Source organism: Congregibacter sp., from assembly GCF_045107095.1.
Classification (GTDB): Bacteria; Pseudomonadota; Gammaproteobacteria; order Pseudomonadales; family Halieaceae; genus Congregibacter.
In genome coordinates this window covers 1-23,275 of record NZ_JBGCFU010000035.1, presented here as the reverse complement: position 1 = coordinate 23,275, position 23,275 = coordinate 1, and the positions used below count along the sequence as shown (strand labels likewise).

At 55.5% G+C, this 23,275-nt stretch carries 21 protein-coding genes and 1 pseudogene; 12 read left to right on the top strand and 10 right to left on the bottom strand.

The genetic code is table 11. The features are described 5' to 3' along the window. Positions 1 to 75 precede the first annotated feature (75 nt). Positions 76 to 1,551, top strand: a complete 1,476-nt coding sequence (gene nhaC, locus AB8B76_RS06355; RefSeq protein WP_405271177.1) for a Na+/H+ antiporter NhaC — start codon at positions 76 to 78, stop codon at positions 1,549 to 1,551. A 10-nt stretch (positions 1,552 to 1,561) separates the two neighbouring features. Continuing rightward, positions 1,562 to 2,011, top strand: a complete 450-nt coding sequence (locus AB8B76_RS06350) for an acyl-CoA thioesterase (RefSeq protein ID WP_405271176.1) — start codon at positions 1,562 to 1,564, stop codon at positions 2,009 to 2,011. Between the two features lie 24 nt (positions 2,012 to 2,035). On the opposite strand, the gene epmA is transcribed toward AB8B76_RS06350, so the two are convergent. Continuing rightward, positions 2,036 to 2,992 carry an EF-P lysine aminoacylase EpmA gene (gene epmA / locus AB8B76_RS06345; RefSeq protein WP_405271175.1) on the bottom strand — a complete coding sequence of 319 codons (957 nt, stop codon included), beginning with the start codon at positions 2,990 to 2,992 and terminating at the stop codon, positions 2,036 to 2,038. A gap of 1 nt (position 2,993) precedes the next feature. Continuing rightward, positions 2,994 to 3,566 carry an elongation factor P gene (gene efp, locus AB8B76_RS06340; RefSeq protein WP_405271174.1) on the bottom strand — a complete coding sequence of 191 codons (573 nt, stop codon included), beginning with the start codon at positions 3,564 to 3,566 and terminating at the stop codon, positions 2,994 to 2,996. 137 nt (positions 3,567 to 3,703) lie between these two features. On the opposite strand from efp, the gene AB8B76_RS06335 reads away from it, so the two are divergent. After that, on the top strand, positions 3,704 to 5,539 hold the full coding sequence (locus AB8B76_RS06335) for a GTPase (protein WP_405271173.1): 1,836 nt from the start codon (positions 3,704 to 3,706) through the stop codon (positions 5,537 to 5,539). A 31-nt stretch (positions 5,540 to 5,570) separates the two neighbouring features. Here the strand turns inward: AB8B76_RS06335 and serB are convergent, their stop codons facing one another. Continuing rightward, positions 5,571 to 6,797, bottom strand: a complete 1,227-nt coding sequence (gene serB / locus AB8B76_RS06330; RefSeq protein WP_405271172.1) for a phosphoserine phosphatase SerB — start codon at positions 6,795 to 6,797, stop codon at positions 5,571 to 5,573. A 73-nt stretch (positions 6,798 to 6,870) separates the two neighbouring features. Here serB and AB8B76_RS06325 point away from each other — a divergent pair, with 73 nt between their 5' ends. Next, complete coding sequence (locus AB8B76_RS06325; RefSeq protein WP_405271171.1) at positions 6,871 to 8,112, top strand: hypothetical protein; 1,242 nt, start codon at positions 6,871 to 6,873, stop codon at positions 8,110 to 8,112. Positions 8,113 to 8,141: 29 nt separating this feature from the next. Here AB8B76_RS06325 and parC read toward each other — a convergent pair whose 3' ends face one another. Both parC and AB8B76_RS06315 read right to left on the bottom strand, forming a co-directional pair. Further along, entirely contained in the window at positions 8,142 to 10,391 is a 2,250-nt protein-coding gene (gene parC / locus AB8B76_RS06320; protein ID WP_405271170.1) for a DNA topoisomerase IV subunit A, read from the bottom strand. Positions 10,392 to 10,550: 159 nt separating this feature from the next. Beyond that, positions 10,551 to 11,390, bottom strand: a complete 840-nt coding sequence (locus tag AB8B76_RS06315) for a Crp/Fnr family transcriptional regulator (RefSeq protein WP_405271169.1) — start codon at positions 11,388 to 11,390, stop codon at positions 10,551 to 10,553. A gap of 150 nt (positions 11,391 to 11,540) precedes the next feature. Here AB8B76_RS06315 and AB8B76_RS06310 point away from each other — a divergent pair, with 150 nt between their 5' ends. Further along, the gene (locus AB8B76_RS06310) at positions 11,541 to 12,020 is read left to right on the top strand and encodes a GNAT family N-acetyltransferase (protein WP_405271168.1); all 480 of its coding nucleotides are present in this window, start codon (positions 11,541 to 11,543) and stop codon (positions 12,018 to 12,020) included. A 28-nt stretch (positions 12,021 to 12,048) separates the two neighbouring features. Here AB8B76_RS06310 and dtd read toward each other — a convergent pair whose 3' ends face one another. Together dtd and typA are read right to left on the bottom strand one after the other, a co-directional pair. Continuing rightward, positions 12,049 to 12,489, bottom strand: a complete 441-nt coding sequence (gene dtd / locus AB8B76_RS06305; RefSeq protein WP_405271167.1) for a D-aminoacyl-tRNA deacylase — start codon at positions 12,487 to 12,489, stop codon at positions 12,049 to 12,051. Between the two features lie 6 nt (positions 12,490 to 12,495). Then, complete coding sequence (gene typA, locus AB8B76_RS06300) at positions 12,496 to 14,307, bottom strand: translational GTPase TypA (RefSeq protein WP_405271166.1); 1,812 nt, start codon at positions 14,305 to 14,307, stop codon at positions 12,496 to 12,498. A gap of 376 nt (positions 14,308 to 14,683) precedes the next feature. Between typA and glnA the strand changes: the two genes are divergently transcribed. From glnA to trmL, 5 genes are all read left to right on the top strand, one after another. Next, positions 14,684 to 16,090 carry a glutamate--ammonia ligase gene (glnA, locus tag AB8B76_RS06295; RefSeq protein WP_405271165.1) on the top strand — a complete coding sequence of 469 codons (1,407 nt, stop codon included), beginning with the start codon at positions 14,684 to 14,686 and terminating at the stop codon, positions 16,088 to 16,090. Positions 16,091 to 16,189: 99 nt separating this feature from the next. Further along, complete coding sequence (locus AB8B76_RS06290; RefSeq protein ID WP_405271164.1) at positions 16,190 to 16,750, top strand: hypothetical protein; 561 nt, start codon at positions 16,190 to 16,192, stop codon at positions 16,748 to 16,750. Positions 16,751 to 16,982: 232 nt separating this feature from the next. Beyond that, positions 16,983 to 18,029, top strand: a complete 1,047-nt coding sequence (glnL, locus tag AB8B76_RS06285) for a nitrogen regulation protein NR(II) (RefSeq protein ID WP_405271163.1) — start codon at positions 16,983 to 16,985, stop codon at positions 18,027 to 18,029. 1 nt (position 18,030) lies between these two features. Then, complete coding sequence (gene ntrC, locus AB8B76_RS06280) at positions 18,031 to 19,449, top strand: nitrogen regulation protein NR(I) (protein ID WP_405271162.1); 1,419 nt, start codon at positions 18,031 to 18,033, stop codon at positions 19,447 to 19,449. Then, a complete protein-coding gene (trmL, locus tag AB8B76_RS06275; RefSeq protein WP_405271161.1) occupies positions 19,450 to 19,914 on the top strand; it encodes a tRNA (uridine(34)/cytosine(34)/5-carboxymethylaminomethyluridine(34)-2'-O)-methyltransferase TrmL in 465 nt (154 codons plus the stop codon). It begins immediately after the preceding gene. A 35-nt stretch (positions 19,915 to 19,949) separates the two neighbouring features. Here the strand turns inward: trmL and secB are convergent, their stop codons facing one another. From secB to AB8B76_RS06260, 3 genes are read right to left on the bottom strand one after another with little or no spacing between them, the layout of a single operon-like run. After that, positions 19,950 to 20,429: a protein-export chaperone SecB gene (gene secB, locus AB8B76_RS06270; protein WP_405271160.1), complete on the bottom strand. Its 480-nt coding sequence runs from the start codon at positions 20,427 to 20,429 to the stop codon at positions 19,950 to 19,952. Between the two features lie 56 nt (positions 20,430 to 20,485). Continuing rightward, positions 20,486 to 20,755, bottom strand: a complete 270-nt coding sequence (gene grxC / locus AB8B76_RS06265; protein WP_405271159.1) for a glutaredoxin 3 — start codon at positions 20,753 to 20,755, stop codon at positions 20,486 to 20,488. A gap of 10 nt (positions 20,756 to 20,765) precedes the next feature. Next, positions 20,766 to 21,182 carry a rhodanese-like domain-containing protein gene (locus tag AB8B76_RS06260; protein WP_405271158.1) on the bottom strand — a complete coding sequence of 139 codons (417 nt, stop codon included), beginning with the start codon at positions 21,180 to 21,182 and terminating at the stop codon, positions 20,766 to 20,768. Between the two features lie 192 nt (positions 21,183 to 21,374). Here AB8B76_RS06260 and gpmI point away from each other — a divergent pair, with 192 nt between their 5' ends. Further along, positions 21,375 to 22,928 (top strand): 2,3-bisphosphoglycerate-independent phosphoglycerate mutase, encoded by a 1,554-nt coding sequence (gene gpmI, locus AB8B76_RS06255; protein WP_405271157.1) that lies wholly within the window; start codon positions 21,375 to 21,377, stop codon positions 22,926 to 22,928. 48 nt (positions 22,929 to 22,976) lie between these two features. After that, a pseudogene (locus AB8B76_RS06250) lies at positions 22,977 to 23,275 on the top strand (hypothetical protein); the annotation flags it as partial.

Genomic DNA, 23,275 nt, shown 5'->3' with positions numbered 1-23,275 from the left:
TCAAAAGAGTACTTACTGTACCCGCGCTATCTTTTGCGGCATTCTCATAGACTTTGATTGTCAGGTGAACCCCTCTTGAGCGCTACACGACACAGCAACAAAGAACTCACGCCCGCGCTGGCCGCTGCCCCCATCGTGATGCTCATCGCCATGCTGGCGCTCTCAGTGTTCCTGTTTGGCTCCGATGCCTCTTACGGAGCCAATCAGATCGCACTGGTCCTGGCCACCGGGATCGCGGCACTGGTGGGGCAGCGCACAGGCATTAGCTGGAGGGAAGCGCAGGAAGGCATCATCGATGGTATTGGCGTCGGACTTGGCCCCACGCTCATCCTTTTGGCGGTAGGCATGCTTATCGGTACCTGGATTCTGTCAGGGACCGTACCCACAATGATTTACTACGGCGTCCAGATACTGAATCCGCAGATCTTCTATGCCGCAAGCGCACTTATTTGTGCCATCGTTGCTATCAGTGTCGGTAGCTCATGGACGGTGGCCGGAACCCTGGGTATCGGACTCATGGGCATTGCTGGAAGTTTTGATCTATCACCGGCAATCGCGGCAGGGGCGATTATTTCCGGCGCGTACTTTGGCGACAAGCTATCACCCATGTCCGACACAACCAACCTTGCTTCCGCCGCAGCGGGTGTCGACCTCTTTGATCACATACGACACATGTTGTGGACTACCGTCCCCAGCTTCGCTCTCGCGCTTCTGGTGTTCTCTCTCATAGGCGGTGGCGATGCAAGTACACCTCAGGAAATTGAAGCCCTGCAGCAAAGTCTCCAGATCGAATTCAGTATTGGCCTGCATCTATTGCTGCCTCTAGTACTCATGCTCTTCCTGGTCTACAAGCGTTTTCCGGCATATCCCGCCATTCTGATAAGCGCTTTGGCAGGGGGTGTGTTCGCGCTCATTTTTCAGCCTGAGGTTGTACAGCGAATGGCCGGAGATGACGAGCTGGCCAAGGGCCTGGCGCTGGTAAAGGGCGTATGGGTAGCACTGTTTGCAGGCTACGAAGCGAACAGTGGCAATGAATTTCTCGACGCACTACTAAGCAAAGGTGGCATGAGCAGCATGCTCAATACTGTGTGGCTGATCGTCGTGGCTCTGGGTTTCGGCGGCATTCTGGAGCGCACGGGTATTCTCAATTATTGGCTACGCCACGCTCTGCGCATGGTGAAAGGCACGGGCTCTTTGGTCGCGACTACGGTCGCCACCTGTGTGTCTACCAATATCCTTGCGGCCGATCAGTTTATGGCCGTGGCTCTTCCCGGGCGCATGTATCGGGATGCTTATAAGGAATACAAGCTATCACCGCTGAACCTATCGCGAACGCTCGAAGATTCCGCCACCATCACCTCGGCATTGATTCCCTGGAATACCTGCGGCGCCTATATGTCAGCGACCCTTGGGGTTGCGACGCTCACCTACGCACCCTTTGCCGTGTTCAACATCGTTTGCCCGCTCATCGCAATCGTGTACGGCGTCACTGGCTTCGCACAGAAACCGCTGGAACCCCTTGACGAAGTTTCAAACGCGGCCCCCGCGTAAGGCCCCCTCCGTGAACGACGACTGGGATTATCCTGAACCGTTTCTCCGCCGTACCCGAGTGCAGCCGGCAGACGTTGACGCCTTAAAGCACACGAACAACACCATCTACGTGCGCTGGTGTGAGGAGTGCGCGTGGGAGCACTCCGCAACTCTGGGTATGGATATCGACGCCTACCACCAGCTGGATCGCGCTATGGCTGTTGTCGAAGGCCGTTACCAGTATCTAAAAGCGTCTTACATGAATGAAGAAATCGACACGGCCACCTGGATTACCCACTGGGACAAACGGTTGACCATGACCCGACATTTTCAGCTGCGCCGCGTGTCCGACGGAGTGACCCTACTCCGTTCACAAGTGCGCTTTGCCTGCATTGAAATCAGCTCTGGAAAGCCCCGGAGGCTTCCACCAGAATTTCTTGCCGCCTATGGGCCGGCGATATTGGGTATTGACCCTTCTTAGACATTGCCAGCGAAACACCGCTCGCTAACTTCGTGTCCAGTCAAAGGGCATGACCGCCGATAGATTGTCTGCACCCAGCTGAGCCATCAGAAGGCGGTCCAGGCCCAAAGCAACACCACTACAATCGGGCAGGCCTTCCTCCATCGCAGCGACCAAACGGGAGTCCAGTTCCCGGGGCTCCTGACCCGCAGCGCGTCGTCGCGCATTGTCCGCCGACGCTCTTTCTTGCAGCTCTTTAGCGTCTAACAATTCACGGTAGCCATTGGCCAACTCGATACCATCTACGTAGAGCTCGAAACGTTCTGCGACCCGACGGCCATCGCGATCAGCGCAACGCGCCAGTGCCGCTTGCGACGGCGGGTAATCGCAAAGAACCACGACACCTCTATCGCCAAGCGTAGGCTCGACCACGTGGCTCATAAGAAGATCGAGCCAGCCATCGTAATCAAGATTGAGAGACCCGGTGTCAATATGCTCGGCAGCAACTCGTGAAAGCTCTCGGGCGTTTAGCTCCCATGGATCGAAGCCCAAGGTGTCCTGGAAGAGGTTATTGTAACGAATGACATCCCAAGCATCCCTATCCAAACACTCACAGACCAACTCTGCGACTTCCGAAATCAGCTGCTCAAGGCTAAAACCCGGCCGATACCACTCCAGCAGCGTGAACTCAGGATTGTGCCGCCCTCCAATCTCGCCATCACGAAAAGCCTTGCCTAATTGATAAATCGACCCGCTGCCCGCTGCTAGCAGGCGCTTCATGGCAAACTCAGGAGAGCTTTGGAGGAACAGGGCCGACGAGTCGGCCTTGGAAGGCATTAAGCGCAGGGGCTCTATCGCTGGATCGGTAACACCAAAACGCGCCAATACTGGTGTATCGACTTCCAGAACATCCCGCTTGGCAAAGAAATCCCGAATTTTGGCGAACAATGCGCCTCGAGCTTCCAGAGCGGCACGGGTGGTCCCGGGCCGCCAGTCGTCCATATCAGCTCTTGCTTGCGCGAGCGACATACTCCCCGGAACGAGTATCTACACGGATAATCTCGCCCTGAGAGATAAACAGCGGGACTCGCACAACGGCCCCCGTGGCGAGCGTTGCGGGTTTGCTACCACCCTGAGCGGTGTCGCCCTTAAGCCCGGGGTCGGTTTCGGTAATTTCCAGCTCAACAAAGTTAGGCGGTGTAACAGAGAGCGGCGTACCGTTGTACAAAGTAACCTCGCAGGGCTCCTGCTCTTTCAGCCACTTATGCGTATCCCCCACGGCAGCAGCATCAGCCTGATACTGCTCAAAGGTGTTGGGTTCCATAAAGAACCAAAACTCACCATCGGTGTAGAGGTACTCCATGTTGATATCCATGACATCGGCACCTTCGAGACTTTCACCCGATTTGAAAGTGCGATCCCAGACGCGACCGCTCTTCAAGTTGCGCATACGAACCCGATTAAAGGCCTGCCCCTTTCCGGGCTTGACGAATTCGTTGTCAAGAATGCTGCAAGGATCCCCATCCAGCATTACCTTGAGGCCGGAGCGGAATTCATTGGTTGAGTAATTGGCCATACCTGTGCACCCCTAAGACTAAACGGGCGCGATGATACCGTACCAGCTGAGCAAAATCAGTGTTTGAAGTTAGCGTGAAACCCCGAATTTAGGCTATGCTCGACACAATCCGCACCCGGCAAAAAGGACTGGGCGCCATGACGCCGACAAAACTTTCAGGCCTGCGCCTTCCCCAGCAGGATCTCGATCAGTGCAGCATGTTTGACTGCACGACTGAGGCCGTTGAGAAATGGGTAGATGACGTGCCTCTGGGCAATCCTTTGCGTGCGGGGTCAAGCCTTCGCAGCGCCATTTCTGAGCTTAATCGCGTGAGCCTGCAGCCTCAGGAGCGCTTCCAGCTTCTAGAGCAGTTGCGCGCGCCTATCCATTCCGTTCTCACCGCATTGATCCGCGGGTCGCTGAAGCAATCGGTAATTCTGGACAACGACAAACAGATTCAGACAGACCTTATTACCGACCTATGCTCCTTGACCGCGGCGGGCTACACGCTGTCAGCCGTGCACACCATTCAGGACAACAGCAGTGTCACGAAAGTAAATCCGGCGAAACTGGCCTGTGAGTCCCTGCATCGAGCCATGGTCCTATCCGGGCAACATATCCTCGTGTCCTACATTCTCTACCAGCCTATCGAAGCGAATGGCTGGGCTGGACTCCATCAGCTGTATTCTCTGAGTGAGCGACAACAGCTAGCCAAGCTACCCGTAGAAGACAGCCTACGAGAAACGCGTAGCAATATCGCTCAGGAGTATTTACCCCCGTTGTTGTTGGCATGCTCTAAACCAAACCAGCTGAGGCAGCACGACATTTCGGGAGCCTATCGCGCATTTCAGGAATGGCGAGACCTCGCCGAACTTCAGGATCCTGAACTTGGCGAGGGTTTGTTCGCCGTCGATATGCTGAGCGACCAGGCCCCTGCCTTCGCTGAGCTTCTTGTACGCCGAGGCAGCACACAGTTTCGCTACATCAACACCAAGGCCTTAATTCGGCATCTCGAAGAACTCAAGAAATCTCGCGGCACCCAAGGGCTTCGGGTCATTGAGTTCGATCGGGAAACCCGCCTGGACACCAATCTCCTCGAACATCTAATCAAATCCCTGGGCGAGATCAGTCAGCGAAACTTTGCGCGACAACAATCCCGCGTGTCGCTGGACATAGCAACGGGGTTTAGCAACGTGCATTATTTCGTTGCTGGCGAGCGGAGCCTGGAAGAGATTTTTCACGGTCTGGACTATGATGATTCAGAGCTGTCTTTGACCAATCAGAACCCGTTTCTCACCCCTGCCAGTCACGGTGATCAGTGGCAGCAAGCAAACGCTGAAGACGAAATTGAAGAGCACGCTTCTGAGGAAGAACTCGACCATGGCGTGGACGTAGACAAGTTTTCGAAACTTGCACAGGAGCAAGACGCACAGGCCAAGGCCATAAAACCCATGCGTCACACTGTTTATTCGGTAAAAACGACGAACACCAGTCCCGGGGGTTATTGCGTAGAGTGGGCTGATCCTCCAGATAACCTTCATATCGGAGACATCGTCTGCGTACGGGAATCCGGAATGGAGCAGGCCGACTGGACTATCGCGGTGATCCGCTGGGTAAGCCAGGTAAAGCATGCACCGACACTCCTGGGTCTGGAGCTTATAAGCCCTCGCGGCGGCGCCTACGCAGCGCAAATCAAAATGCCAGACGGGACGTTCTCAAAACCCATCCGTGTGCTTTTGCTCCCGGAGATACCTTTAGTAGGGCAAGCCCATACCTTGGTTGTTCCACGGATGGTCTTCAAAGAGGGCCAGAGGATAACCGTTACCCGGGAAGAGGACTCTGCGCTAGTGAAGCTTCGCCGTCAGGTTTCTTCAACGGGGTATTTTGGCCAGATGGACTTCGAATACCTCCGCCAGCTCGACGATGACATTGAAAGTTCTAAACGCGAGGATTTACCGACCGCGGCTTTTGATTCGATCTGGACAGATCTTTAACTCGCCCCGCTGATAACTACAGATCGCGCGATCAATCGTTTCCTCTGGGCACGCCGAGAACGTACAGCAAAGCCTCCAAAGTACCGTAGTTGATTGCACAGGGGGCGGATTCTCTCACCCGCGGCTTTGCATGGAAGGCAACCCCCAAACCGGCGGCGGCCAACATCGGCAGGTCATTGGCGCCATCACCCACCGCAACGGTATCCGCTAGATCAATACCTTCTCGCTCGGCTATCTCCTTGAGTAACAGAACCTTGCGCTCGGCATCGACAATCTCGCCGTTCACATCACCCGTCAACGCGTTATCGATAATCTGCAGGTGATTGGCATGAACCTCGTCGAGGCCGATTTGCGATTGCACTTTTTTTGCAAAGTAATCGAAACCGCCAGACAAAATCGCCGTGTGATGTCCCTGCGAACGGAGGGTGCGGAGTAAAGTTCGGGCACCCGGCATGATAGGCAGGCTAGCGCCAACCTCCTGAATCTGTGCGGCATCCAAACCCTGTAACTTGGACATGCGCTCACGGAAACTGCTCCGGAAATCGAGTTCTCCACGCATCGCCCGAGCGGTGACAGCAGCCACTTCTTCGCCCACTCCGGCGCGATGAGCGAGCTCATCAATAACCTCGCATTGAATCAGGGTTGAGTCCATGTCAAAGGCTATGAGTCGTCGCCGGGGACGCTTACTGTCGCTCGGAGCGAGCGCCAGATCCACCTCCCAGCGAGCAGCCAGATCCTGCAGTCGTGCTCGCTGACCGGCACAACGGGCCCAATCGTCCAGGTAAAACTCCAGTGCGAACTCTTGACCCGATGACGCTGACGAGAGCGGTGATAAACGACGCAATGCCCGCAATTCGACGTTCCAATGAGCAAGGGTCGCCAAAAACTCCGAAGGCAAACCCGAGCCGGCAGGTACAATCATCGTCAATACCGCATCTGCGCAGCGATAGAGCTGAGAGTCAGTATGATCTGTCGCTGCCGGTACAGCATGGGCCTGCCAGGAAATCCCCAATTTGCCGAGCTCTGTCGCAACGCGGTCGCCGAGAACGCCCTCATCTACCTCGCTGTGCACCACAAGAACCGGGGCGTCTTCCATAAATCGCACCGAATCGGCCAATGCCAATACAGGCAAGAGCCGCTGCAAGGCGGTGTAGTTCAACTCTGTCGGCAATGAAAAGCCCGTTGTTGTCACAATCAAACCCTGTTCACAAAAATTACCTGCCAATTCTAACTCAGCACGATTACAACAAGACGCCATACAACGCCCCCGCTTATAATTCTCGCACCGCATCGTAGCGAACCGTTTCATGCAGCGCTTTAAGACCCTCAGCTTGAGCCTACAACTGCCCATCATGGCGGCCGGTTGCGCCCTGCTTGTGGGCTTGTGTTTGCTCTGGCTGGCAGCCACGTCCAGCGAGTACCTGCAGAACGAAAGAGAGCGGCTTTACGGAGAGGCTCTCGCTCAGCAGGTATCCGCCACAGTGCGGGAGGCTTTGCAACGCGGCGACCTTCTCAGCGCTCGAGCATCGCTCCAACGATTTGTCGACAGCTCCCTCGCAGGCGGTATCACCATCCGCGATGTAGAAGGCATGGCCATGGGAACGGCGGGGACAGTGAGCGGGCCAAATCTGACGCAGTACAGTGCACCCATACGTATCGGAGAAGATACCGCTGGCGAAGTGCTGGTCGCGGTGGATAGCAGCGCGGGACAAGAGAGTCGCTGGCGCTTTCTTTTCTCGCTTTTAGCACTGGCGGCGGCATTGAGTCTTTTGGTGTTCATGGGGACACGGTTTTTGGCGCAGCGCCTGGCCACCTCACTCCTTGCCCTGGACAGCCAACTCGCATTACCGGACACCGAAGACCAAGCTCTGGACAACGAAATAGCGAGACTGCAGCGTAGTGTCGGGGCTTTACCGCTGGACATGCTTCGCAGCCATGCCCCGGTCCCGGCGGCAGCGACGGAGTTTCAACAGGCAACTATTCTGTTTATTCATCTGGCAAGTCTGGCACGTTACGTCGACACCCTCGGCGAATCCAACCTGCACCGTTACACGCGACGCTTACAGCAGATCGTGCAGGCAGCCGCTCAGTGTTACCGCGGAGAGCTCATTGTCACGCGGCCCTTTGGCGTCGTTATTAGCTTCAGCCCTCAACCTAACGCAGGCAGCGAAGCGCTCCGTGCAGCTAGCTGTGCTCGGCTCATAGCGCTTATTTCTCTGGGACTACAAAAGCGGACCAAGCTTTCTCTGGAGCTGGCCATGGCTCTCGGGCAGTGCGAACAGGGGATAGATCAAGCGACGGATATCTACCCGCAGCTGCATTTGCAGGGTGCCATTGATGACTTACGTGACGCCTGCCTCCAGCATAAACGCTACCCGGCGATTCTTCTCTCAAAGAGTGCTCTTGCTGACGAGCAGCTCGCAGCAGCAGCGCAAGTAGAGGAAGCCGGCGATCAGAGCGCCGGCGTGAGTGAGCTCATCTCGCTGGCGAAAGAGCAGGAGGACCTCGTCGCTCATCAGGCCGAGATGATTGTAGAGCGGATAAAACCTTTAGCAGCGCCTGCAGGCAGCTAAGCGACATTGCGAGAAAAGCTCACCGAAGCTTATTCTGCGACGTCCATTCTCTCCACCCGCTGAAAGCCCCGCGGTAGTTTGTTACCTCGACGCCCGCGCTCCCCATGGTAGTGATCAAGCTCCGAACGCTTCAGGGTGAGGTGACGTTTACCTGCCCAAACTGTGAGACCGTCGCTGTCCTTCAGCACCGTCGTCGCTATCACGTACTCTTCGCGTTCCTTAAGCCTCGCACCCGGGATAGAGATGATTTTATTGCCTTTGCCACGGGACAAACTCGGTAAGTCCGCTAAAGGGAACACCAGCAAACGACCTTCATTGCTCACCGCCGCCACCCACTCTGCACCTTCGGCGATGGGAACAGGACTAACCACTTTAGCCCCCGCTGGCAGAGTCAAAGCAGCTTTTCCCGCCCGGTTCTTTGTCTGCAGCTCACCAAGAGTCGTGACAAAGCCATAGCCGGCATCCGAGGCCAGAAGGCAGCGTTGCCCACTATCACCCATCATCAATCCATCAAAGCCCGCTCCGGAGGGGGGGTTGATGCGACCCGTAAGAGGCTCGCCCTGCCCCCGAGCAGAAGGCAGATTGTGCGTAGCCAGCGTGTAGGCGCGACCTGTGGAATCAATGATTACCGCCGGCTGATTACTCCGACCCCGCGCTGCTAATTTAAAACTGTCGCCAGACTTGTAACTCAGAGTCGTGGGGTCCATCTCATGACCCTTCGCTGCGCGAATCCAGCCTTTCTCCGAGAGCACCACGGTAATTGGGTCCGCCGTCATTAGCTCCAACTCGCTAAACGCCTGAGCTTCGTCTCGAAGCGCCAGAGGCGAGCGGCGATCATCCCCATACTTTTCGGCGATAGCTGTGAGCTCTTTCTTGATCAAAGTCTTAAGTCGCGCTTCAGAACCGAGAGTTTTCTCAAGCCAGTCCCGTTCTTTCTCGAGCTCGTCCTGCTCTCCTCGAATCTTCATTTCTTCGAGCTTGGCGAGATTACGCAGCTTCAGTTCAAGGATCGCTTCAGCTTGAATATCCGATATGCTGAAGCGCTGCATAAGCGCCTGTTTTGGATGCTCCTCGGTACGAATGATGTGAATCACTTCATCAATATTCAGGTAAGCAGCGAGGTAGCCTTCCAGTATGTGCAAACGCCGCTGCACACGCTCGAGTCGATAATCCAATCGCCGCCGCACCGTCTCCCGACGAAACTTCAGCCACTGCTTGAGAATCCCATCGAGACTCCGGACACCCGGACGACCATCGATGCCAATCATGTTTAGATTGACGCGATAGGTTCGTTCGAGATCCGTCGTCGCAAAGAGGTGACTCATAAGCCCTTCACGATCTATGCGATTAGAGCGAGGCACGATAACCAGTCGGGTGGGATTCTCATGGTCAGACTCGTCTCGAAGGTCAGCAACCATGGGTAGCTTTTTGGCCTGCATCTGCTGAGCGATTTGCTCTAGAACACGAGAACCGGATGCCTGGTGAGGTAAAGCAGTAACAACAATATCGCCATGCTCAAGGCCCCACACCGCACGCATTCGCAAGCCGCCGCGCCCGGTAGCGTAGATCTGCGCAATATCCTCGGGTGGCGTTATGATTTCTGCCTCCGTCGGATAGTCTGGTCCCTTGATGATCTCGCAGAGCTCCCCAAGGCTGGTTTTGGGGGCGTCAAGAAGTGTGATTGCGGCCGTCACTACCTCTCGCAGGTTATGCGGGGGAATGTCCGTCGCCATGCCCACGGCGATGCCCGTCGTTCCATTGAGAAGAATGTTCGGCACCTGAGCCGGAAGCAGTGAGGGCTCATCCATGGTGCCGTCAAAATTGGGCACCCAATCCACTGTGCCCTGACCCAGCTCCCCCAGCAATACGTCGGCGTAAGCTGTAAGACGGGACTCTGTATAGCGCATCGCAGCAAAAGACTTTGGATCATCGGGGGAACCCCAGTTGCCCTGGCCATCGACCAAGGGGTAGCGATAACTAAAGCTCTGCGCCATGAGCACCATGGCCTCGTACGCTGCGCTGTCACCATGGGGATGAAACTTGCCGATGACATCGCCGACGGTACGCGCCGACTTCTTGAACTTTGCGGTGGCCTTCAGGCCGAGTTCACTCATGGCGTACACAATTCGCCGCTGCACAGGCTTCAGGCCATCACCGATGTGTGGAAGCGCTCGATCAAGAATCACGTACATCGAGTAGTCGAGATAGGCTTTCTCGGCATACTGCTTTAGGGAAATACCCTCGATGCCATCTTCATCGATGGTGTTGGTTTCAGTCATTTAGGGATCTCTTACTAGGTCTGGGCTGCTCTGGGGAGTCGGACGAAGCGCCTCGCACTCCGCAGCCATCATTACGGTTGTATTTACTGTTGTAATTGCTGTTGTAATTGCTGTTTTAATTGCTTTAGTCGTTGCTCGTGTCGTTAGCAAAAATGCGGATCAGCCTTCACCGCCTCCCTGCGTATCAGCCTCCGTCGCATTTGCCCCGCGCTGCTGTACGAGTTGCTCGTTGAGACTAACAATGGAGTTCGCCATATCCGTTAACAGCGCGTGGATCGTAGCTGGATTACTTTTGATGAGCTCTGTGAACTGACTGGTCGGGACCTTCACCACACTACAGCGGCTGCGTGCACGCACGGTGGCACTGCGATCTGCATGTGTCAGTGCCGCCATGGCGCCGAAAATCTCACCTGGGCTGATAATACCCACAGGGACATCGTCTACCAGCACATCAGCCAGGCCGGACGTGAGGTTGAATACGTACTGAGCACGCTCTCCCTGATTAATGATGATCTCATCGGGCTCATACAACGCAAAGCCCGGCGTTGTAATCACGTCAATCTGGGTTTGCATTGCCGTCAAACGCAGCATCATTCCGCTGTAGGTAACCAGTAAGCGGGTCCAGAGCTTGGTTGTGCTTGGGCGTGAAAAAACCTGCTGCATGAATTCCAGAGCGCTGAAGCTACTAAGGCTCGCGCCAGCTTCACTGCCGTAGAACACCGCTGCATCTACATCTCGGCTACCGGCTATGTCAGGCAGGAGCACATCGCCTTCTTCTAATAGGTACACGGCGCGATCTGCATAGCGCACGGAGATCGTTCCACTGGCAACCAAGTAGAATTTTGCGGGATCAAAACCGCGGAAGTTGCCCGACTGGGTAGGAGCGACCTCAACACGGATCGGCAAGATCTCTATTTCGTCCAGCAGAGCTTGCACTAAACCCCGGTATTGCTGGTTCAGAAGCTTAAAGTCAGCGGGTAGTTCAACGCTCGCTAGCATGCTCGATTTGGGTACCGTCTCACCGATGCGCTTCTCGTAGCGCGGATAACGCGATCATAACAACTTCTCTTGCCAGCGAGAACAACTCAACTAGCGACAAAGGGCCCAAATCGCTAGCATGACCAACCCCGTATTTTGCAGGTAAACAGCATGCTCGATGAGTCCGGCTGGTCATTTCAGCCCTTTTCCGTCCTCAGTGGTGCTGATGTTTACGATCTATTGCAGCTTCGTTCCGCTGTTTTTGTGGTCGAGCAAGACTGTGTGTATCTGGATCCTGATGGACTGGATCAGGCGGGGTGGCACTGTTGCTACCGCAAAGACGGACACTTACTGGCCTATCAACGCTGTTTACCACCGGGAACGCCCTATGACGAGCACAGCTCCATGGGCAGAATCATTGTTGATCCCTCAGCGCGCGGCAGCCAGCTTGGAAGAGAACTAGTGCGTCGCGGTATAGAGTTCAATCTGGCGACCTGGCCCGAGAGTTCCATCCTGATTGGAGCCCAGGCCCAGCTGCAGCGATTCTATGAGTCTATGGGTTTTGTGGTGTGCTCCGAACCCTATTTAGAGGACGGCATTCCTCACCTGCATATGCAACACCCGAACGCAGAAGGCGTCGTAAACGACTGAAATTTGGAGCAAACGCGCGACTGAACGCTTAGCGTGCGTCCATCAAGAAGGTCACAGGACCGTCATTAACAAGGCTGACCTGCATGTCTGCACCAAAGCGACCACCCGCTGAGGGGGCGTGAACTTTGCAAAGGTAATCATAGAGTTGCTGAAAAAGAGGCTCGGCCATCTCGGGAGCCATGGCTGTTGAGAACCCGGGGCGAAGCCCACGCGAAGTGTCTGCCGCAAGGGTGAATTGGGAAACCAGTAAAAGGCCTCCGGACACATCTCGGAGGCTGCGATTCATGCGGCCCTGCTCATCTCCAAAAACGCGGTAATTGAGGACCCTTTCAAGGAGCTTCTCGCCTACCGCGGGGCTGTCATCGGGCTCAAGGCCCAAAAACACCAACAGTCCGGCATCGATACTGCCAACGACCTCGGCGTCGATGGCAACCGACGCCTCGCGCACACGCTGTATCAGTGCGCGCATGGAAGTTTAAGCGCGCGAGGCGCGCTTGCGCTCGTGCTCCAGCAAAAGCTTCTTACGCAGGCGGATGCTCTCGGGAGTTACCTCAACAAGTTCATCGTCCTCAATGAACTCCAGCGCCTGCTCGAGGGTATGCCGTGTTGGAGGCGTCATTACCAAAGCTTCGTCGGTGCCCGAAGCACGCACGTTGGTCAGCTGTTTGGCTTTTGTGGGATTGACCGTCAGATCATTGCCACGACTGTGCAATCCGATGATCTGCCCTTCGTATACCTCGATGTTCGGATCGACAAACAAACGTCCACGATCCTGAAGGTTAAAGAGGCCGTAAGCGAGGGTCTTTCCCTTGACCATGGATACGAGCACACCGTTGTTTCGATGACTGATAGGTGCATCCTTCACGGGACCGTAATGATCAAAAATGTGCGTGAGCGTGCCACTGCCAGATGTCAGCGTCAGGAACAGAGATCTGAATCCAATCAGGCCACGGGCCGGCACAATAAACTCCAGACGGGTCCAACCTTTTCCGTCAGGACTCATGTTCTTGAGCTCAGCTCGGCGAGCACCCAGCTCTTCCATAAGCGCGCCCTGATGCTGGTCCTCGCAATCAATGACCAGCTCTTCGAAAGGCTCCTGTATCTCGCCGTCAACTTCCTTGCGAATAACCTCCGGACGAGACACACCCAATTCGAAACCTTCACGTCGCATGGTTTCGATAAGCACGGAGAGGTGGAGTTCACCGCGACCCGATACCTTGAACTTGTCAGGGCTGTCGCCTGGCTCAACCCTCAGGGCTACGTTGTGGATCAACTCCCTTTCGAGGCGCTCTGCGATATTCCTGGAAGTAACGTACTTCCCCTCCTTACCAGCGAAGGGTGAATCGTTAACCTGAAAGGTCATGCTCACCGTGGGCTCGTCAACACTCAGGGGAGGCAAGGCATCGGGAGTTGCGGGATCGCAAAGCGTGTCGGAGATGTTTAGCTCTTCGATACCCGTCACGCAGACAATATCTCCCGCAGACGCTTCGTTGGTATCAATGCGCTCGAGACCCATATAACCCATGACCTTCAAGACACGACCATTGCGTCGCCCGCCTTCGCGATCGATCACCGCTACCTGCGTGTTGGGTCGCAGTACGCCGCGGGTAATACGCCCCACCCCGATCACGCCGACATAGCTGTTGTAGTCCAGAGCACTCACTTGCAGCTGAAGCGGCCCATCGACATCAACATCGGGAGCCGGCACTTGCTCAAGAATTGTTTCGAACAGCGGCGTCATGTCCGTCGCCATGTCCTCATGATCAAGGCCCGCAATACCTTCAAGGGCCGACGCATAAATTATGGGAAAGTCTAGCTGCTCTTCGCTCGCGCCCAGGGCATCAAAAAGGTCGAACACCTGATCGACTACCCAGTCAGGTCGTGCACCGGGCCGGTCAACCTTGTTAATTACGACAATGGGCTGCAGCCCCTGCGCAAATGCCTTTGAGGTTACGAAGCGCGTCTGCGGCATGGGACCGTCGACCGCGTCGACCAGCAAGAGAACAGAGTCGACCATGGAAAGCACGCGTTCCACCTCGCCACCAAAATCCGCGTGCCCCGGGGTATCCACGATATTGATGCGATGATCGCCATAGGTAATGGCGGTGTTCTTGGCCAGGATGGTAATGCCGCGCTCCCGCTCCTGATCATTGGAGTCCATGATGCGCTCGGCGTCGGCGTTGCGACGGTCGAGAGTTCCGGACTGCCGAAGGAGGCAGTCGACCAGTGTGGTTTTGCCATGGTCTACGTGGGCAATAATGGCGATGTTGCGAAGTTTTTCGATCACGGCGATAGTCCGGCCCCGGCGCAGTAAGCGTTATCCGGCAGCTCTTTAAAAGGATGGGGGGCTAAAAAAGGCCGCGATTATAGCGGTGGATTGCAAGCCTGCACAGCGGATTGAGGTGGCACAATGCACACCTTGCATGCCCAATACTCGTGTAGAGCACCAATTTGGTGCGGTTGCGCACCAAGACGTCGCAAATTGGCATTGGTCGGGGTCGCGTATGAACAAAAATGTATATATATCAAGCGACTGGAATCAGCACCGTAGTGGCACAGGTCTTGCTGTTTCCTAAGGCACTTTTACTGTTAAGGTGCATACCCCCCGGGAGCCTGATTTCTCGGCGTGTGTAGCACCAACTTTCCCAACTGGAGGACCCATAATGTCAGAGAAGACTCTGAACCTGATCAAAGAAAGCGAAGCCGGTTGGGTAGACCTGCGCTTCACCGATACTCGCGGAAAAGAACAGCACGTCTCGATCCCGTCTAGCGAAGTCGACGAAGACTTTTTTGACGGTGGCAAGATGTTTGACGGCTCATCCATTGCGGGCTGGAAAGGCATTAACGAGTCCGACATGATCCTCATGCCCGACGACAACAGCAGCGTTCTGGACCCGTTTACCGACGACACAACCGTGATCCTGCGTTGCGACATTGTCGAGCCCATGACTATGCAAGGCTATGAGCGTGATCCTCGCTCGGTTGCGCATCGTGCTGAGGAATACCTCAAGTCCACAGGCATTGGCGATACGGCTTATTTTGGACCCGAGCCTGAATTCTTCGTGTTTGATGATGTGAAGTGGCACGCCGACATGTCTGGCGCCGGTTACTCCATCAACTCAGAAGAGGCTGCCTGGGCATCGAACCACAGCTTCGATGACGGCAATATTGGTCACCGCCCGGGCGTTAAGGGGGGTTACTTCCCCGTCCCACCCGTCGATTCCCTCCACGACATTCGTGCCGCTATGTGTGCGGCGATGGAGCAGATGGGGCTTCCCATCGAGGTTCATCACCACGAAGTAGGGACCGCTGGCCAGTGTGAGATCGGCGTTAAGTTCAACACGCTCATCGAGAAGGCTGATGAAGTACAGATTCTGAAGTATTGCGTGCACAACGTGGCTCACGCTTATGGCAAGACAGCGACATTCATGCCCAAGCCCTTGGTAGGTGACAACGGATCTGGTATGCACGTACACCAGTCCATCAGCAAAGATGGCGAGAACGTCTTTGCCGGTGACGGATACTCCGGATTGTCTGAGACTGCGCTTTACTACATTGGCGGCATTATTAAGCACGCCCGTGCATTGAACGCCTTCACCAACGCCTCTACCAATAGCTACAAGCGACTGGTTCCAGGCTTTGAAGCACCGGTAATGCTCGCTTACTCAGCACGTAACCGCTCAGCGTCTATCCGTATTCCCTACGAGCCAAGCCCCAAGGGCAAGCGCGTAGAGGTACGTTTCCCTGATCCAACGGCAAACCCATACCTGTCGTTCGCAGCAATGTTGATGGCTGGCCTTGACGGCATCCAGAACAAGATTCACCCCGGCGACGCAGCGGATAAGGACTTGTATGACCTGCCCGCGGAAGAAGCAAAAGCAATTCCGACGGTTGCATCCAGCCTGAGCATGGCGCTCGAAGCTCTGGACGCCGATCGCGAATTCCTGACAGCGGGTGGCGTGTTCACCGACGATATGATCGACGGATACATTGCGCTCAAGTCTGAGGAAATCGAGAAACTGGATATGACTACACATCCAGTTGAGTTCGAAATGTACTACTCAGTCTGACTTGCTTCCGAGCAGCAGCACAGGAGCCCGCTCAACTGAGCGGGCTTTTTTTTGTCTATTGATCTGCTACGGTGGTTTCAAATGCCCTGGAGTCCTGCAATGGCCATTCACAAAAAAGCCGTCCTGATTGCCTTAGCCACACTGATTATTACCCCTGCAAGCTATGCATGGGGGCAGATCTACAAAGTGACCGATAGCGAGAACGGGGTAGTGTTCACTGACAGCCCCGCGGTCATCGGCGACAGTAACGGCCAGAGTGTCGAAGAGGTTGAACTCGAAGATATTAATACCGCAACACCCGTAGAGGCTCTACCACCCGCCGCTGAGGAATCACGCTCATCTACTGAATCACAGGAAAGCGCAGAGCCCGTTGTAAGCATTGTGTCTCCGGCCAACGAGAGCACCATCGCCATGGGGCCTGGTAACTTTGCGGTGAGCGCTTCGGCCACCCCCGCATTAAGCCGCGGCGAGCGCCTGGTGCTGCTTATCGACGGTGCCGTTCAAGGACAGGCACAATCTTCCGGCAGCTGGTTCGTCGAGGGCGCCCTTCGAGGCCCCCACGATCTGCAAGTACAACGGACCACATCCAGCGGAAAGCTTATTGCCTCATCAGAAACGGTGCGAATTTACGTATTACGCCCCTCGGTCATCGGGCGATAACTGCCAAAACTCATCACTCGCACCATCTTGGTGCATATGACTCTTCGTGTACCTCGCGCAACGAGGTAATCTCTATCCATGGTATTCAACTTTTGAGCAAGTGAGCGCTTACTTACTTTTATATCTATGTAATACATAGGGTTTTAATCGTTGCCTTAAAAGCGAGGACATGGCGTCATTTTTGCTTCATTATCAAGCACAGTGATCCAACTTGGTCGTAGAACCGCCTCCGATGCTCCAGCAAGACATCATAGACAACATCAATAGCGGCATTATTGGCCTGGATGCGGACTATCGCGTGCGCATGATCAATCCCGCAGCCGAGGCCTTACTTCAGTTATCCGAAGCACGAATTCTCGGCCTGATGATCTGCGAGCTAGAAAGCCCCGACGTGCCCTGGCGGGCCACCTTAGATCAGGCTGCCAAGGAGGGTCGCGCTATCGTGCGCAGAGGGCTCTCCCTCGACACACGCGACGGTAAACCCACCTTCGCTGACATCGTAGTAGCACCCATGCGCGAAGTTTCGCACCTGGCTTACCTGATAGAACTTCAACCCGTAGATCGCCTTTTGCGCATCAGTCGCGAAGAAAATCTCATGAATGCCCAGGAGACGACTCGAACCGTTGTTCGCGGACTCGCCCACGAGATAAAAAATCCACTGGGGGGTATTCGCGGCGCCGCGCAGCTTTTGGAGCGCGAGCTTCCCGAAGGGTCACTGCAGGAATACACGAGCATCATTATTCAGGAGGCGGACAGGCTCAGGGATCTAGTCGACCGGCTTCTGGGACCCAACAAAAAACCGGCGTTAGTAGAACTCAATGTCCACGAGGTTCTGGAGCACGTTTTACAGCTTGCCGTTGTAGAAGCCGGGGAGCGCCTGGCAATCCAGCGCGACTATGACCCCAGTCTCCCGCCGATCAAAGGAGATCGGGGTCTGTTGATTCAAGCGCTCCTCAATATCGTTGGCAATGCACTCCAAGCCACGGAGAGCCAACCTCAGTGCGCCCTCACCTTGCGTAGCCGTTCTCAAAGGCAATTCACCATCGGCGAACAACGTCACCGCCTTGTCTGCCAGATCGACATTATCGACAACGGCCCGGGCATACCAGAAGATCTCAGTGAAACGCTGTTTGTGCCTATGGTGAGTGGTCGCGCCGAGGGTACAGGCCTGGGCTTGTCCATATCTCAGTCCATCGTTCACCGTCATGGCGGCCTGCTCAACTGCGAGAGTCGCCCGGGCGAAACCTGCTTCACCATTTACTTACCTATGGAAAATTAACATGCAAAACTCTGGCTCCGTATGGGTAGTAGATGATGATCAATCCATACGGTGGGTTCTGGAAAAGGCCCTCACACAGGCGGACATTGAACGGGAGTGCTTTGCCGACGCTGAGTCCATGCTTGCGCGCATGGAACAAGAGCTACCGGACGTGGTAATCAGCGACATCCGCATGCCCGGCATGGACGGTATCGAGCTGCTTCAGCGAATCCGGGAAAACCACCCGGAACTTCCCGTAATCATCACAACGGCGCACTCGGATTTGGACAGCGCGGTCGCGTCCTATCAGCAGGGTGCTTTCGAGTATCTACCCAAGCCCTTTGATATTGATGAAGTCGTCGCCGTCACCGAGCGTGCTTTGGCGCAGGCCCGGGAGCGGGGACGGCGCGCGCCCAAAACAACGGGCAACAGCTCACCAACTCCGGAAATAATCGGTGAGGCCCCCGCAATGCAGGAGGTCTTCAGAGCCATCGGGCGTCTCGCGCACAGCAACATCACGGTATTAATCAACGGCGAATCTGGTACGGGTAAAGAGCTGGTCGCTCAAGCGCTTCATCGCCACAGCCCCCGGGCTGGAGCACCGTTTATCGCCCTGAATATGGCCGCCATCCCCAGAGACCTCATGGAATCTGAGCTCTTTGGCCATGAAAAAGGCGCCTTCACCGGTGCTAACGCTCGTCGGGAAGGGCGCTTTGAGCAAGCAAACGGGGGCACACTCTTCCTGGATGAGATTGGAGATATGCCTGCAGAAACCCAAACACGGCTGCTCCGTGTGCTGGCTGATGGAGAGTTCTATCGTGTCGGCGGCCACACTTCTCAACGCACCGATGTGCGAATCATCGCCGCAACCCACCAGGATCTCGAGGGATTGGTGCGCAAAGGAGACTTCCGTGAGGATCTATTCCATCGCCTGAACGTTATTCGTATCCACATACCCAAGCTGTCTGAACGCCGGGAAGATATCCCGAAACTCATGGAGTTCTTTTTTGAGAAGGCGGCGAAGGAGCTGGGCGGCCAGCCTAAAATCTTACTACCGGAGACCCAGCAGTTCTTGAACTCGCTCAACTGGCCAGGGAACGTGCGACAACTGGAGAACACTTGCCGCTGGCTGACGGTAATGGCCTCAGGACGCGAAATTCACCTCTCAGACCTGCCACCCGAGCTCGGCCGCGACAGTGAGGAAACTGCTGGAGAACAAGAGATGCAATGGCAGGAGTTGCTCTGTCAGTGGGCGCGCACAGAGTTGGTCAGCGGTAAGCAGCACATCCTGCGCGAGGCCATACCCGCCTTTGAAAGAGCCCTCATTGAAGTGGCGCTAGCGCATACCCGTGGCCGTAAGCGCGATGCTGCCGAACTGCTGGGTTGGGGTAGAAACACCCTCACACGAAAGATGAAAGAACTAGAGAGTGACAACAACTAGATGCTTCAGGTCGCGCTATACGAACCAGAGATACCCCCGAACACCGGGAACATCATGCGTCTGTGCGCCAACACCGGCTGCCCCCTGCATTTGATAAAGCCTCTGGGGTTCACTCTGGAGGACAAACAGCTACGACGAGCGGGCTTGGATTATCGTGAGTTCTCGGAAGTGCGGGTACATGAGAGTCTCAAAGCGATGACGTCTGCCCTTAACAACCCGCGCATCTGGACACTCAGTACCCGAGGCACGCGCAATTACACCGAAGCAAGCTTCAGCGATGGAGACGTTTTATTGTTTGGTCCGGAAACTCGGGGGCTGCCGGCGACGATACTTGATGAGCTAGGGGTTCACCGCTGTCTGCGCGTACCGATGTTTCCCGACAGTAGAAGCTTGAATCTGAGTAATGCGACGGCGCTAGTGCTGTACGAAGGACTTCGTCAGCAAGGATTCCCGGGCATGGCCTGAGCCGTACCCGGAAGCCTGGTCTAGATAAGCTTGCCTTACTCAGCAGCTGCCTGCTGCTGAGCCTGCTGCGCCAGAGCCTGCTCAAACAGAGCATCGAAGCTTACTGGTGACAACATCAGCGCAGGAAAACCACCTTTGACTACCAGGTTGTCGATAGTCTCTCGGGCATAGGGAAACAAGATGTTCGGTGCCGCAGTACCGAGTACTCGACGAAGCTGCTCTTGCTCAAAGCCCGTGATAAAGAAAATACCGGCCTGCTGAACCTCTACCAAAAAGGCAGTGTCCTCTTCCATTTTTGATGTCACGGTGATGGTCAGTACAACTTCAAAGTTGCCTTCTTCATCAATCGCATTGCTGCGCGTATTCAGATCAACGTTGACCTTTGGCTGCCACTGCTTCTTGAAAATCTCTGGCGTAGCCGGAGACTCAAAAGACAAATCTTTATTGTAGATACGCTGCAATACAAACTGTTGCTGCGCCGGTTCCTGAGTTGCTGCTGCCTGTTCTTCAGCCATTGCTGATACTCCTGTTAAAAAATAAAACTGAAACTAAGTCCAAACAAAAATCTGTTTTAGCCGTTTGATGCACCGCCTAAAAGGCCATCCAGCAGACCACGCTGCTCGAGTGCTGCCAGATCGGTATATCCGCCAACGTGGCTTTCGCCAATCCATATCTGCGGCACCGTTCGCTGTCCGGCACGGGCGGTCATCTGCTGCCGAAGCTCGGGATCACCATCTACCGGAATATCCTGATAAGACACCCCTTTGGCATCAAGCAAGCGTTTCGCCGCCACGCAGTAGGGGCAAAATCGAGTACTGTAAAGGGTGACATCGGCGCTCATAGTCAAATAGCTACTTGCTCACGGTGGGCAGCTGCAGGCTTGACCACTCCATCATGCCACCTGCCATCTTATAAACCTGGCTAAAGCCTTCAGCGCGTAGCTGTTTGCCGGCTGTTGCTGCCTGTTGTCCCATTTTGCATACCAGCACCACAGGCTTGTCCTTGAAAGACTCAAGTTCAGTACTGCGTTCCTGCAGCTTGGACATGGGAATATGCCGCGCTTCCACGATATGTCCCTGCTTAAACGCCGCAGCGTCTCGCAAATCAACGAATACGCCTTCCTCACGATTAACAAGGTTGATTGCTTGCTGAGGACTGAGCGCAGGGCCGGACTTGCGCCCTTCATGAGCGACAAGCATTGCAATCGTGGCCGCTAATGCGCCCATGAGAATCCATTGCTGCGCTGCAAATTCTAAAAAAAGTTCCATGATCCCGTAGGTATACCGACAAGGCCTGAAGGCCGAAAAGGTCGCGAAGTATACAGTTTGACCGTAGGAGGCTCCACCCCGAAAAATGCGCCCGTGGCTGACAATCGGTAGAATCTCGTTTGAAACGCAGAAAGCCACTAAAAACGGCCTGACTGCCCATGTTTTTAGAACAGCAAGCCGGGTACGACAAGTATGCAAGAACAGCAAAAATCCCCTACGGTTCTTATCATCCTGGATGGTTGGGGCTACCGCGAGGACACCCGGGACAACGCCATCGCCAATGCCGACACTCCCACATGGGATCGTCTTTGGAGCACAGCTCCCAGCACCCTGGTGTCGGCATCCGGTTTGGATGTGGGGCTACCTGAGGGGCAGTTTGGCAACTCGGAAGTCGGTCATATGAGCCTGGGCTCCGGCCGGGTGCTCTATCAGAGTATTTCGCGCATCGACAAGGCGATCAGTGATGGCTCCTTTGACACCAATCCCGCCTACTGTGATGCCATCGATGCGGCAATCGCTGCGAATGGTGCCGTGCACGTCATGGGACTGCTATCTCCCGGCGGTGTTCACAGTCACGAACGTCAAATTCTGGCCGCGCTCAAGCTCGCAGCGTCACGAGGAGCCGGCAAGATTTACCTGCACGCATTCCTGGACGGTCGAGATACGCCCCCACGGAGCGCTGAAGATTCGCTTCTCGCCGCTGAAAGCTGCTTCGAGGAGCTTGGAGTCGGTCGTATCGCGACCATCACCGGACGCTACTTTGCCATGGACCGGGATCAACGCTGGGAGAGAGTCGAGCCCGCTTACCGTTTGCTCACCCACGGAAAAGCCGAAAACAGCGCTGCTTCCGCCCTGGAGGGCCTCCACGCTGCGTACAAGCGAGACGAGAACGACGAGTTCGTAGCACCAACCCGGATTGGTGAAGCAGCCCCTATCGGCGATGGCGACGCCGTGTTGTTCATGAATTTTCGCGCTGATCGCGCCCGGGAACTAAGCCAAACCTTTGTGGATGACAGCTTTACGGGATTCGAACGAGGAGAGCGGCCCGAGCTCGCAAGTTTTGTCATGACCACAGAGTACGCCGCTGATTTGCCAGCTGCCTGCGCATTTCCCTCCAGCGTGCTCACTAACGTTTTGGGTGAATGGCTGGCAGACAAAGGCCTGTCTCAGTTACGCATCGCCGAGACAGAAAAGTACGCTCACGTAACCTTTTTCTTCAGTGGAGGGCGAGAAGCGGAGTTTGAGCACGAAACACGGATTTTGGTGCCTTCCCCCGACGTGGCGACCTATGATTTGCAGCCCGCCATGAGCGCTCCGGAGGTCACAGACAAGCTTGTAGAGGCCATTCGTTCGCGAGAGTACGACCTCATAGTTTGTAACTATGCCAATGGCGACATGGTCGGCCACACAGGCAACTACAGTGCCGCCGTTCAAGCTGTAGAAGCCCTGGATGAGTGCCTTGGCCGAGTGGAAAGCGCTCTGTTAGAGGTGAACGGTCAGGCGCTGGTGACGGCCGATCATGGCAACTGTGAACAAATGCAGGACTATGATTCCGGCCAACTTCACACCCAGCACACCACGGAGCATGTGCCGCTGGTATACATCGGCAATACCGCCCTGGCTCTGGATCCCAAGGGCGGTATTCTGGCGGACATTGCACCCACCCTGCTGAGCCTTATGACGCTGGACCAGCCGCCGGAAATGAGCGGTCACAACCTGGCTATTCGGGCTGACGGACAGTCCTGATTATTGACCGTGCGAACCCCAGCGTTAGCTAGGCAGAAGACTTGGAGCTTGTTCAACTGGCCCCGGGGCCTAGTTCTTCTGTTAGCGATCGTGGTGGCCGCCGATTTACCCGCGCAAAGCACAGCAAGTGCAGACGCCGCGGAAACCCGCGAACGTCTGGCGCAGCTTGAGAAAGATATTGCGCGAATCGCAGCGACACAGGCGAGGCGCGAAAAAGAACGCAGCTCCCTGCAGGCGAACCTTCGCCGCAGCGAAACCGCCCTGGGCCGGCTAAAAGAGCAGCAGCGGAAAACGCGCTCCGCAATAACTCGTAACCAAGGCGAAATCTCAAAGCTGGGAATAGAACA